A 12,496-nucleotide genomic window follows, 5' to 3' on the forward strand; every position below is an offset into this window, starting at 1 on the left:
GCGCCGCCATCGGGCGCCAGTAGGGTGTTGCTGTGAGTCTCCGTGAGTTAGCGCCAACGAATATGGCCGTCGAATCTGCACGGTCGGTTGCACGAGAAGTCGTGAAGAACGGCCCGTTGTCTCGGAGCGAGGTGGCTCGTCGCCTCGACCTCTCGCCTGCGAGCCTGACCCGGCTGACCAAGCCGCTGGTGGACTCCGGACTCCTCATCGAGGGCGAGCCGCAGGCCGACCCCGTGCACGGCCGGATCGCCCGGCCGCTCGACGTCTCTGACGAGCTGCGCTTCGTCGGCGTCAAGGTCGTGCTCGACGCGATCTACCTGGTCATCACGAATGCGCGGGCGGAGATCCTGATCGAGCGGACGGCAGCGCTGCCGGCCAGCGATCCAGACACCGTGACGTCGACCATCTCCGAGCTCATCGTCGCCGCCACGGCGGGCTTCCCCGAGATCTCCGGAGTCGGGATCGCGCTGGGCGGGCATTCACTGGACGGCCAGGTCGTGAACATGTCGCGATCGCTGGACTGGACGGAAGTGCCACTGGCCGAGCGCGTTGCCGCTCTGACCGATCTTCCGGTCACGGTGGAGAACGATGTTCTCGCCCTCACCCAGGCACAGCACTGGTTCGGGATGGGTCGCGGCACCAGCGACTTCGCGCTGATCACGGTGGGCGTCGGCGTGGGCTGCTCGCTGGTCATGCATGACCGCGTGGTGCGCCGCGAAGACCCAGACACCCCAACCGCCGGTCACTTCGTGATCGACCGGAGCGGCCCGATGTGTTCGGCCGGCCACCGCGGGTGCGCAATCGCCTATCTCTCCTCGGGCAGCATCGCGCAGGCGGCATCATTCGGTCTCGGCCGCCCCGTCAGCTACGAGGACGTGCTGGGACTTGCCTCGGCGGGAGATGTCGTCGCCCGCCGCGTCGTCGATGAGTCGGCCGACGCCCTGGGCCGGCTCATCGCCTCCGTGTCGATGCTGACGGGAATCCAAGAGATCCTGTTGTCCGGCGAAGGCATCGCACTGGCGGAGATCGGCTCGGATGCCATGCAATCCGGGATCGCTCGCGACCGGCCCGAGTGGGCACGGCCGCTCGCGACGCGCATCGAGCGCATGGACTTCTCGGAGTGGGCCCGCGGTGGCGCCGTCGTGGCGATCCAGCGCTTCCTCGACAACTACCCGGTCGAGTTCGCGGCCGCACGGAACGCCGCGACGGCATCGCTGAGAGACGAATCAGTGCCAACGTTGCCGGGGAAAATCGCATAGGGCGTGCTGAAGCTGGTCATGCCGTCTGCGCCCTGCCAGATGGAGATGAGCCCGGGCAGCAATGACCCGCGGATCGTCGCCCGGGTCAGCCCGACACCGCGTGTGGCGAGATCACTGGACGTGATTCCGCCCTTGCCGATCAGGTAGCTCGGGCGAGAACGGGCAAGGAGGGCGCTGGTGACCTCGACGAGGGCCGAAGACACCTCGCGGGCAATGCGCAGGCTTTCACTCGGATCGGCGCCGTCCACTCGAGCGCGGGACGTCGAGATGACCACGTCGCGTCCGCGCAACAGCTGTGCTGCACGCTCGACCAGCGCCGACGTCACCTCTTTCGAGTCGCTCTGCGCGAGCAACGACGGAACGTCGAGCACCAGGTGCTCGACACCCGCGTCGGTGCTGACCAGGTGTGCGAGCTGACGGCTGCTCAGCGGGACGTGCGAGCCGACGACCACGAGGCCGTGCGGGGTTGCGGGGCAGCTTGCGGCGATCGCCGCGGCAACAACCTCGCGAGGCAAGGCCTCGGGCGACGGCTGAGCGAGCCGTGCGCGGAGGAGGCCGGGACTGGTTCGGTACACGATCTTGTGCCCGAGCTCTTCGGCGGCGATCGCCGCGAGGGCGATGCAGCGCAGGTCGTTGTCGTCGACGGCATCGATCACGACGTGCGCCCCGGCGCCGTGAGCCATGATCGCAGCCACGAGTTCCGCGTGACCGCTTCGCACGAGGTCGAGCGGGATCACGGCCACGTCGGCTGCCCGGATCACCCCGTTGGACTGTTCTTCGATCCAGTCGCGGAGGTCAGAGGCCTCGTAGCCGAAGGTGGCGTCACGCGCAAAGCTCGAGGCTCCAGCGGGCGTGAACACTCCGCCCTCCTGAACCCAGTGAATGGCGTCGACCGTGATGCGGCCGGCATCGGGGAATGCCGGCACCAGGAGCACGGCATCCACCGCGCCCCAGCCGTTGTCGCGCAACGAGCTCTCAACGACATCGATCTCGTGTGCGTAGTGACCGCGCAGTGTCGAGTCGCCTCGGCTGATGATCGCGTACGGCTCGCCCTGTGCAGCGGCATGCACGGAGGCCAACGCCTCGGCGTTCCGGATCCGGGCCTCAGCGGGCTCGAGACTGCGGGTGTTCGTCAGCACGCAGATGCCCCGCCCCTCCTGCTCAAATGCCCATGCCAGATCCGAGGGTCGCCATTCCGTCACGACGGGCAGTCCGCTGACGCTCTGAGTTCCGGTTGGGTCGTCGTCGAGGATGATGACGCGTGCCCCTCGATCGACGGCGTCGCGGAGAGCGTCGTCGGCAACGACCCGAGACGGTCGCGCCCCGCGCAGGCGCCGCGTCAGCTCCTCCGGGTCATGCCCCGTGCTGGCCGTCATCGAACCGTGAGCGATTCGGATGCCGCGGCGAGCGAGCGAGCGATCTCGTAGGCGTTGCGCATGGAATTGAGCGCTGCGGTGCCCTTCCCGACCCGGTCGAAGGCTGTTCCATGTGCCGGGGTGCAGACGGCGACCCCGATCCCGCCTTCGATCGTCACGCCGCCATCGAATCCGATCATCTTCATCGCGATCTGTCCCTGGTCGTGGTACATCGTGACGACACCGTCAAAATCACCGTCGCGCGCGCGGAGGAACACCGTGTCGGCCGGGAACGGGCCGGTGACGTCGAGCCCGTCGGCGACAGCGGCCGCGATACCGGGCACGATCTCGTCGATCTCTTCTGTGCCGAACTTCCCGCCCTCGCCGCCATGGGGGTTCAGCGCGCAGACGGCGAGGCGCGGCGCGGGCACGCCGGAGGCCACGAGGTAGGTGTGAAGCAATCGGGCCACTGACGCGACCTTTTCTGCGGTGATAAGCATTGGCGCATTCCGATGTGAGACGTGCGACGTCACCCGAGACGTCCACAGTCCCGCGATCGCATTCAGCTCGGACACCGTCCCCCTTGTGCCGAGCCGGTTCTCCAGCCAGCGAAGCTCGTCATTCTCGTGCATTCCCGCCAGGTGCAGGCTGGACTTGTTGAGTGGCGCAAAGACCACCGCGTCAATCTCACCAGCCTCGTGAGCTCGCAGCGCGAGGTCGAGATGATCGATTGCCCACTTTCCGCCGGCCTCCGATGCGGCGGCCACCGGCATGCCGCTGAAATCAAAGCCAGTGTCCACGATGCGAACGTTCGCGGACTGCTCGACCCGGCGGCGCTCACTCACGAGACCGGCATGCTGGAACGCCCGATCAAGCTCGTCGGCCGTGCTGAAGACCGTGACGTCGTGCGCACTGTCGCCGGCGATCTCGACGAGAAGTTTCGCGAGCAGCTCCGGCCCGATGCCGGCCGGATCACCGGTGGTCAGTGCTACGCGGGCGGGTGTCGAGGAGGCGCTGGGCGGCGTGTTCTGCATGAGGTGTGTCAGGTCCTTTGGAGAGCGGATGGGGCCGGGAGCCGACCTGTCGTCACAATATCATTTCCATCGCGGAAATAATAACGCCGCCCCCCGGCCACCTTGAGTCACGGCATCCACACCGCAGGGCCCAGCGCCGCGCGATCCCGGTCGACCGCTTGCAAAAATATACAGACCGGTCTATTTTTGCCATATGACATCTCTATCGAAGGGCGATGCGACCCGCCAGCGGCTGGCCGAATCGATGCTCGAGCTGATCCAGACCACGGGCTATCACGGCGCTGGCCTCAACGCGGTGCTCGAACACTCGGCGGCGCCCAAGGGTTCTCTGTACTTCCATTTCCCCGGTGGCAAGTCGGAGCTCGGGAGCGCAGCGATCGCACTGACCGCTGAACAGTTCACCTCCTCGATCACGACTGCCGTAGCGGCGACGAGCTCCACCGACGAGCTGATCGACGTCGTGGTGCACGAGCTCACGAGGCAGCTCCTCAGCAGCGACTATCGTGCGGGCTGCCCGGTCGCGGCCGTCACCCTCGATGCGGGCGCGGACGACGAGCAGCTGCGCACGGCATGCAGCGAGGCGTACGCCTCGTGGATCGCAACATTCTGGAACTACCTGGTGACCTTCGCCGACGACACGGCGGACACCGAAGGCTTGGCCACATCGGCCGTGTGCCTGATCGAGGGCGCGCTCGTCGTGTGCCGCGCGCAACGCAGCACGGAGCCGCTCGAATCGGCATCTCGCACCCTGAAGACCCTTCTCGGGGCCCTCGGCGGCCCGGGGGCGACGCGATGACCACGCCGCGCTCCGCGCTGGTCTTCGGCGCAAGCGGCTTCATCGGCCGCTGGCTCGTCCGCGAGCTGCTGCTGAAGGGGGTCAGCGTTGTCGCCGCCGTGCGGAGCGCCAGCTCTCACGCCCACCTTGCCTCCTGGCTCGCCGCGCACGGCACCGGCGAGGAGGCAGGCTCCCTGCTCGTCGACTTCGACGACGAGGACTTGGGGCTGGACCCGTCCGAGCATCCGCTCAATGGGGTGACCGAGGTTTACAACGTGGCCGGCGCCTTCCTCTTCGGCATGACCGCTGAGCAGGCCCGGGTCGCCAACGTCGTCTCCTCGGAGCGCATCGTGACCCTCGCCTCGAAGCTGCCCTCGCTGACACGACTGGTGCACCTCTCCGGCTACCGCGTCGGCGGTCAGGATCCGGCCGAGGTCCCGTGGTCGGCCGAACGGGTGCGTTCGGAGTATTCACGTCTGGGCGCGTACGAGGCGTCCAAGGCCGAGTCGGATGCCGTCGTCCAGGCGACCGCGTCCACGCTCGGGGTCCCGTGGAGCATCGTGAACCCGGCGACCGTGATCGGCGACTCCGCCACGGGTGAGTCCGAGCAGCTGCTCGGCCTCGCCACTACCGTCCGGGACCTCTGGAATGGAACGCTGCCCGCCCTGCCGGGCGGGCAGGACACGTTCGTCCCGGTCGTGACCGTGGATTACCTGGCGAGCTTCATGGCCTTGGTCCCGACGGCCCCGGAGACGGAGGGGAAATCCTATTGGCCGCTCGACGACTCGACGCCGGCCCTGCCGGAGCTGCTCACGCGGCTCGCCGAGCACCTGGGCGTCCGGACGCCACGCTTTCGGATTCCGGTCCGCCTTCTGCGCGCACTCCCCCAGCGGATCACGAAGGCACACCCGGAAACGCTGAGCTTCCTATCCTCCGAGCGCTACCCGACAGCGTCGGCGACCCTCTTCGCGGAGGGCAATGGGCTGCGGCATCCGGATGTCAGGGTCTCGATCACGCGCTGGGCCGACTACCTCGTTGCGCACCATTTCGACAGGGCCCGCCCGCTGTCGGTGGCACCTGCCAGTATCGGATCATGACGTTCGAGATGCCTCAACCCTCCAACGGGCCTTCCGAAGCCTCGTCATCCGCCGGCACCGTCACGACGCCGGGGCTGCTCCTGTCCCCAGTGGGCGCGGCTGATATTGATGACCTCTACGCGATGCATTCCGATCCGCGAGTGTGGACGCACCTCCCGGCTGCACGGCACGACCGGATTGAACAGACCCAACGACTCGTTGACGTCGCGTTGGAAGGCTGGGCTGCGAACGGGTTGGATTACTGGTCCGTTCGACTCGGGACCGACGGCGAGGGCTCCACGGTTCTGGGGATGGGCGGCTGCAGCCTCCGTGCGGGCCGCGCCTGGAATCTGTACTACCGCCTGCACCCCGACATCCAGGGCCACGGCTATGCGCAGCAGCTCATCGGCGCGGCACGAGCTAGCGCCGCAGCGCACCGACCTGAGTTGCCCGTTGTCGCATACCTCCTGGAACACAACGTCGGTAGCCGCAGGGCAGCGGAGCGGGCTGGCCTCCAACTCGTGTGGAACGGCCCGGATGCCGGCAACCCCAACCCTGCGGCCGTGCGCCTCATCTACGCCGACCGCCCCGTCGATGACGAGACACTCCACGCGTTCTCCGGCTGATGCTTGTGGCATCGCCGAGCCGGAAAATCCGCGCGTGCTAGCCTTGCCAAGGCTCAGGTGAGCCGAGACACACTCTGATTGAAGGCGGGTGAGCGGCCATGGCTGGTGATAGTCCGCGCTCCTCCCCGCCCGCGAAACTCTTCGTCCTGAGCTTCTAAGCCAGACGACGCGCCGGGGCGGCGCGCTTCTGAACCCTTCATTGACGGGGTGGCGTCTGCAGTGCCTTCGTTCTGACGCACTGCCGCAGCCCCGGGCTGTTTTCTCGCTCTCGTCGCTTGAACGACGGAGATAGAACAATGACACTCATCGACAACGGCATCTACGTGACCGGGCAGCGCACTGCCAGCCCGACGAGCCTTGACGAGACCTACCAGCTGCTGAACGACTGCGCCGGGATGGCCTGGATCGGCCTGTACCGGCCGGACGCCGAACAGATTCTCAGCATCGCCACCGAATTCTCATTGCACCCGCTCGCTGTGGAGGACGCGCTGAAGGGCCACCAGCGCGCCAAGCTCGAACGCTACGGCGACACCCTCTTCGTTGTGTTGCGGCCGGCCCGGTATCTCGACGTTGAGGAAACTCTTGAGTTCGGCGAGATCAATGTGTTCATCGGGCCGGGTTTTGTGGTGACCGTGCGGCACGCGGAGAACCCGGACATCGCCGGTGTGCGCCGACGCATGGAGCAGAACCCGGAGCTGCTCGCCCTCGGCCCAGAGGCGGTCTTGTACGCCGTGCTGGACGAGGTCGTCGACGGGTATGCGCCGGTCATCGCCGGCTTGGAAAATGACATCGACGAAATCGAGGACCAGCTGTTCGGCGGCGACCCAGCGGTGTCGCGCCGCATCTATCAACTGCTTGGGGAGGTCATCGACTTCCAGCGTGCAACCGGGCCGCTGAGGGGCATGCTCGAGGGGCTGCTTCGCGGCGCAGACAAGTACTCGGTTGACGTGGAGCTGCAGCGCTCCTTCCGAGATGTGCTCGACCACGTGCTGCGCGTCACCGACCGCGCCGACTCGTTTCGGGTGCTGTTGGAAAATGCGTTGACCGTGCACGCCACGCTTGTGACGCAGCAACAGAACGATGAAATGCGGCAGCTCTCCGAAGCCAACCTGGCACAGGCCATGGAGACCCGGAGGCTGTCGGAAGTGGGCCTGGAGCAGAGCGAGGACGTGAAAAAGATCTCGGCGTGGGCGGCCATCTTGTTCGCACCCACCGTGGTGGGCACCATCTACGGGATGAACTTCGACACCATGCCGGAACTGCACTGGCAGTTCGGATACCCGCTCGCGATCGCAGCGATGGGCGTGTGCGGTCTGATCCTGCACACCATTTTCAGGCGACGCAAGTGGCTGTGACCGCAAGAACCCGCGGAGGGTTCCGGAGCCGACTACTCGGGCACGTCCGGTAGCCCGGGCCAGAGGTTGACGCCGAAGCCGCGTTCCAGCTTCGCGATGGTGGTGAGGTCCGGCCAGGACTTACCTGCGATGAGTGCCCCAATCGTCGCGTGGTCGACGCCGACGTCGCGGGCGGCCGCGCGAACGCTGCTCTCGCCGATCGCGGCTTCGACGTTCAGCGCGAATTGTCTCGCCACTTCGCCGATGGGGTCTGCGGATGGCACGTGAGGCCACCCGTCGGAGAGGGCCTCAGGCAGCTCTCGCGCGGGCCTTGGCATACCTCGAGCGTAGACGACGGTGCGCACGCCCGTGCCGCGGTTGCCACATCGGATGCTCAGCGAACGCGGTGACGGAAATCCGCTCCATCCGCTCGAGGCGTTCGAGTCATGGAGACGACGGTGGGACCCCCGGGGATCGCGGTCGTGGCAGCCACGGCGAAGCCGAGACGACGGTACAGGCGAACATTCCGTTCGTCCGAGGTCTCGAGTGCAACGGTTGCTGCGCGCCCGTCCATCATCCCGAGACCCGCCGTCGTCACGGCTGTACCCAGCCCGGTTCCTTGCCGAGCCGGATCAACACCGACGGTTTCGAGAGTCCACGCTCCGGCTGGCGCAGGAGGCAGCGACAGCTCCGCGAGCATGGAGAGGCGATCTCCGTGCAGCTCGGCGACCCGCTGTTGCATCTGGTCTGAAGGCTGCGGGGTGTCCGCCGGGAGGAACGCAGCAACCGCGCTCAGCTGCGCGTCCACAAGCACGATTCCGTGGTCAAGAGCGTGGGACAAATACAGGAGTTGGATCTTCACTAGGCGATCCGCGTACCCATCCTCGGGAAGCGCCCAGCGGGTCCAGGGGTAGCTGTCGAAGGCGGCGGCCAGCAGTCGCGCCGCCGCGTCGAGGTCGGACGCGCGCGCCCGACGGATCTGGTGACTCATGACGGTGCTCCCTCGGCAAATGTGGCGCCGGCGGGTGGCCAGCCTTCCAAGCTATCTCGCCGGATCTCGTCGACGCAAAAGAGCCGATCCCCGTCCTGCGACCTGTCAGCGCCACGGTCGGCCAGCTCGAGGACGCTCGTCCGAACCGCTAGGGGGCCACGGCGTAGTGGCTCGAGATCGCGACGCGATTCCACGCGTTGATCACAATGACCAGCCACGAGATCGCCGCGACCTCCGCTGCGGTCAGTATGGCGTCGACGTCAACCGTCTTGTGCGCTCCCACAGGCCCCAGGGAGATGTTCGTGAGCCTCTCCGCGAGGACGAGCGCGGCCTGCTCTTTGTCACTGAAGTACTGCGTCTCCCACCAGGCCGCGACCACTGCGAGCCTGTCAGCGGACTCGCCTTTCGAGATCGCGTCGCGCGAGTGCATTCGCAGGCAGAACGCACAACCGTTGATCTGCGACGCCCGGATCTTCACCAGCTCGACGAGAAGAGGTTCGAGTCCAGCCGCATCGGCGTTCGCGTGTGCGGTTGCGTCCAGCGCCGAGAGGCTCTGGTAGACAGCAGGGCTGGCCTTGCCGAGGTTGACGTGTGCCATGTGTGAGTCTCGCTTGCTTTCGATTGACCGTGAGCGCCGGGTGCACGCTCAGGTTCCGCGCAAAAGGGCGGATGCCGCAGCATCCGCCCTTTCTGTCGTTTCGCGAACTAGTTGTCAGCTTTCGCAAGTATTTGTCAGTGATTTCAAGCTCTTCTGAGCTCTTCTCTTCGCGAATTAGTTGTCACAAGCTTGCAGCCGACAGACACGAGTTCGTTTTCTACTCTCCGCTCCCCCGCCGCTCGAGAGCGTCAAGCAGCTCCACTGCTGAGAGGAAGTTCCAGAATATCCAGTCGGCGAACTCGTGACCATAGTCGTCTTTCTGGTCGACGTTCCTGTGACGAAGGCCAAATTTGTTCGCGATGTGGAAGAGGTCCTGTTCATCCTTCTTGAGGTGAACCTTCAACTCTTGCCGGCGGGTCTCGAGGTTGTTGGCAATCAAGGTGATGGCTGCGCGTTTGACCACAAGGCTTGCACCGCGACTCCGAAAGTCCCGGACCGCATGAGCTATTTCGTCACCCTCCTGATTCCGTGCCGCTACCTGGGACTCCACTAGGTCTTGAAGTGGCTCGCTGAACTCTCGAACGAGCCTTCCTAGTTCCTCGCCTCGTGCCGCTAGTTGCAAAGGAATGTTGTGGTCTTGGAGGAGCTGATTGACGCGCCAGCGATAAATGGTGCGTCCCGCGGTCGCGTCATAGTCCGAGTAATCACGTCCGCATCCGCCATAGTCGTGGGTTGTGAACGTCCGAGGGCGCTGGGCCTGGTCATGAAAGTACTCCACGAGGGAGTAGAGGACGTCTTCAGAGACTTCTTCAGGGTTCTGGGTCAGCTCGTCCCACACAACTGGGATTCGAATTGCGCTACTTATCTGCCTCGAGGTCCACTCGACCGACGGGTTGTCTGCATCCGGGCACCACTTAGGCATGACTTTTGGTGTGTAACCTGCGCTGGAGAGACTATTGATTAGGTCGAAGAACTGCCCAGCGAAGCCACTCAGCGGCTCAGCGCCGCCATCTCGCTGATGCACGTTGTTCCGCTGCGCCCAGTACTGCGGTGGTTGGTACGGGCGAAGTCGCCTCTTGTCATTTAGTAGTGCAGTGAACCACTCTTCTGCAGATGCGTCGTTCGGCTCTGATGTCCAGCTGAAGGGTGTCTGCCCCATCTTGCGAAACTGGTCAGCGGCGTCTGCGTCCTGAAAGGCTTCCTCGAGCAGTAGCGCAATCTTTGCGACTGGGAAATCGTCGTCGGCAGCAAGTATTCGCTTCGCTTCCCACTCGAAAAGCTCGTGGGGCCAAGAGAGCGCGTAGGTAGGTTCAGCCACACCCTGACTCTAGAGCGAAGCGCCGACACTTTCGCGCGCGGCATCCGAATGCCACCGGAGGTAGTCGGTGTACTCCCGGCAATACCTATCTGCGCGCATCATTCGAATCTCGGTTTGGTAGGGCTTCCCGCATGGGCAGGTGAACCAGGCTAGTTGGGCTGAACCTGGGTGGACGTCTGCCGCGGTGAGCTTGCCGTTCATGGTTGGGTGCCATCTAGCCGCGACTTCTGGCTTCACACTGGCGAAGTCGGTCTCGCCTTCGACGATGCGCCGGCCGGTGCATTTTGTGCAGCCAATCCCGAGCTTGGTTCGTACTGCGACGACACACTTGTAATCGTGGCCGTTCGGACAGAGCCACCAGAGATTCTTCTGCGATTGGGGCAGGAGGTTCTCCGCGCGAAGCTCACCGTTTCTTGTCGGATGGAGCTCAGCTGCAATCGCGGGGTAAACCGTTCCTAGGTCAGTAGCCCCCGGCAACACCCGCCTTGACGTGCACGCCGGACAGTTGCCGTCCCGTCGTTGCCTGTCGTGAACCGTCGAGGTGAAGGGGTGTCCGTTCAGGCATATCCACCAGGCAAGGTCGTAGTACTCGAGCAACTCCGCGGGCGGCGCAGGCGTCGAGTTTCGTTCCGGGTCCCATTGTTCAGCGAACTGCGGGTACTTCGCACGGACGTCGATGGCTACACGAAAGCGATGTGGGTCTCTGCACTCGGGGCACCCCGGATACTTCTTGAAGTCGGTTATTGTTTTCTTGAACTCGTGGCCTTCGTCGAGGCAGCGCCACCAAGCTCCGAATGCCGACCCGACGGACACTGTCCGAAGTTCTCGCGGTGCGTTCTTGGTGGGATGCCAGAACGCCGCGATGCCAGGGTCGGTTGTGGCCAAATCGTTCAGTCCTATGACCGGTATGTTTCCGTTGCAGTACGCGCATACTGCGCGCCCGAAGCCGGCCTTTGTCGCGCAGTGTGAGTTCGTCACGTGACCGTCAGGACATATCCAGGTGCATGGCTCGTTGTCCCCGCTTCTGAGAGTTTCGAAGGGTTTGCCTTTGCTGTGCCACCAGAATTCCATGCGCAGGTCTCTTCGTAGGTCACGGAGGAACTTGGAACGACCTGCGTCTGGCGAACGCTTGTAGTGGGGTTCGATGTACATGGGCGAGTCTGGGCTGTTGAATCCTGGGAAGCCTGGCGCTACCCCGGAACGACGCTGGGGCCAGCTCGGGTAGTCGACAGCATCCAGGCTGAGGTCATGCTGCCAGGCTTTTCTTACGGGGAACGCTGTCTTGCGTTTGCCCTCTGGGTCTCTCCTCGTTGCAACAGCCACCCGAAAGTAGGCGGGACGCAACCAGATGAGCAGTTCCTCGGCGAGTGAGTCAGCGGGGCCGTCAATCTCCGGAGCTAGTACACCGTTGAGGATTTCGACGGCGCCAGCTCTTGTGATGGTCGGATGCAGGAGACGAGTCTGGAACGGCCCAGAGAGCAATCGCTTCATCATTGCCACGGTGGCAGGATATGCCGCAGCGTCTCCGTGGGTGTCCTGGTCGAACCCGGGGTGGGCGAACAGTGGAAAGCGCTCGGTATGTTCGTCGGCTTTCGCCCAGTTGCCGATGACTCGCCACAGCGTCATGAATTGGTAAAGGTCGAAGCCGGGGAGCCGCTTGAGGTGCGCCAAGGTTTGGTCAGCTCGGCGGATGCTCGGAAAGTCCTTGACGTTCAGCTGGGATTGAAGGTCGATGCCCGGCCCGACCCATCGGCTGTGCTTTGGGCACACATAGCCGGCAACATGCGGCAACTGGATGATTCGCTCCCCGGCGGCGCAAAGCGAACAGAGCAAGTAGGTGTCACCAAGAAGTTGGGTGCAAACACACCTCTCTGCTTGGCAGCGTGGGACGGCGCCGAGACGTTGATTCTTGAACCAGCCTTCCGGTAATTGGCCGAGGGCCTCGGTCCCTGTCGCGAAGCGCTCGTCTTTACGGATGTCGTTGCGTACTCGGAGTACGCTCGCGCTGAGGCGAGTCTGTGTGAGGAACTCGATGGAGTGAGCGTTCTTTAGCCTGGCAAAGTAGCTCTCCGGTGTCTCCAAGTGGCGCACCTTGACTCGGAACGGGAGCACGAGGAGTTCCTGCATTGT

The 12,496-nt window shown here is 64.6% G+C and carries 12 protein-coding genes; 5 read left to right on the forward strand and 7 right to left on the reverse strand.

What is annotated here, in order from left to right:
* The first annotated feature begins 62 nt into the window (after positions 1-62).
* Positions 63-1,259, forward strand: coding sequence for an ROK family transcriptional regulator (locus ASC66_RS09080; protein ID WP_055837926.1), 1,197 nt, complete (start codon positions 63-65; stop codon positions 1,257-1,259).
* On the opposite strand, the gene ASC66_RS09085 is transcribed toward ASC66_RS09080, so the two are convergent.
* Positions 1,169-2,635: a four-carbon acid sugar kinase family protein gene (locus ASC66_RS09085; protein WP_055837929.1), complete on the reverse strand. Its 1,467-nt coding sequence runs from the start codon at positions 2,633-2,635 to the stop codon at positions 1,169-1,171. The genes ASC66_RS09080 and ASC66_RS09085 overlap by 91 nt on opposite strands.
* Entirely contained in the window at positions 2,632-3,459 is an 828-nt protein-coding gene (locus ASC66_RS09090; protein ID WP_235496812.1) for a 4-hydroxythreonine-4-phosphate dehydrogenase PdxA, read from the reverse strand. The genes ASC66_RS09085 and ASC66_RS09090 overlap by 4 nt, the downstream gene beginning before the upstream one ends.
* Positions 3,460-3,841: 382 nt before the next feature.
* Between ASC66_RS09090 and ASC66_RS09095 the strand changes: the two genes are divergently transcribed.
* From ASC66_RS09095 to ASC66_RS09110, 4 genes are all read left to right on the forward strand, one after another.
* The gene (locus ASC66_RS09095; protein WP_055837934.1) at positions 3,842-4,444 is read left to right on the forward strand and encodes a TetR/AcrR family transcriptional regulator; all 603 of its coding nucleotides are present in this window, start codon (positions 3,842-3,844) and stop codon (positions 4,442-4,444) included.
* Positions 4,441-5,520: an SDR family oxidoreductase gene (locus tag ASC66_RS09100; RefSeq protein WP_055837937.1), complete on the forward strand. Its 1,080-nt coding sequence runs from the start codon at positions 4,441-4,443 to the stop codon at positions 5,518-5,520. The genes ASC66_RS09095 and ASC66_RS09100 overlap by 4 nt, the downstream gene beginning before the upstream one ends.
* A complete protein-coding gene (locus ASC66_RS09105; RefSeq protein WP_235496813.1) occupies positions 5,517-6,125 on the forward strand; it encodes a GNAT family N-acetyltransferase in 609 nt (202 codons plus the stop codon). The genes ASC66_RS09100 and ASC66_RS09105 overlap by 4 nt, the downstream gene beginning before the upstream one ends.
* A 296-nt stretch (positions 6,126-6,421) precedes the next feature.
* The gene (locus ASC66_RS09110) at positions 6,422-7,480 is read left to right on the forward strand and encodes a magnesium and cobalt transport protein CorA (protein ID WP_055837940.1); all 1,059 of its coding nucleotides are present in this window, start codon (positions 6,422-6,424) and stop codon (positions 7,478-7,480) included.
* Between the two features lie 32 nt (positions 7,481-7,512).
* On the opposite strand, the gene ASC66_RS09115 is transcribed toward ASC66_RS09110, so the two are convergent.
* The 5 genes from ASC66_RS09115 to ASC66_RS17830 form a co-directional block, all read right to left on the reverse strand.
* Positions 7,513-7,716 (reverse strand): helix-turn-helix domain-containing protein, encoded by a 204-nt coding sequence (locus tag ASC66_RS09115; RefSeq protein ID WP_235496814.1) that lies wholly within the window; start codon positions 7,714-7,716, stop codon positions 7,513-7,515.
* 137 nt (positions 7,717-7,853) lie between these two features.
* A complete protein-coding gene (locus tag ASC66_RS09120) occupies positions 7,854-8,450 on the reverse strand; it encodes a GNAT family N-acetyltransferase (protein WP_055837946.1) in 597 nt (198 codons plus the stop codon).
* A gap of 148 nt (positions 8,451-8,598) precedes the next feature.
* On the reverse strand, positions 8,599-9,048 hold the full coding sequence (locus ASC66_RS09125) for a carboxymuconolactone decarboxylase family protein (protein ID WP_055837948.1): 450 nt from the start codon (positions 9,046-9,048) through the stop codon (positions 8,599-8,601).
* A 217-nt stretch (positions 9,049-9,265) separates the two neighbouring features.
* Positions 9,266-10,366, reverse strand: coding sequence for a hypothetical protein (locus ASC66_RS18110; RefSeq protein ID WP_157509721.1), 1,101 nt, complete (start codon positions 10,364-10,366; stop codon positions 9,266-9,268).
* 9 nt (positions 10,367-10,375) lie between these two features.
* A complete protein-coding gene (locus tag ASC66_RS17830; RefSeq protein WP_082492184.1) occupies positions 10,376-12,493 on the reverse strand; it encodes a zinc-ribbon domain-containing protein in 2,118 nt (705 codons plus the stop codon).
* Positions 12,494-12,496 lie beyond the last annotated feature (3 nt).

Origin of the sequence: Leifsonia sp. Root4 (genome assembly GCF_001425085.1) — a bacterium.
Classification (GTDB): domain Bacteria; phylum Actinomycetota; class Actinomycetes; order Actinomycetales; family Microbacteriaceae; genus Microterricola.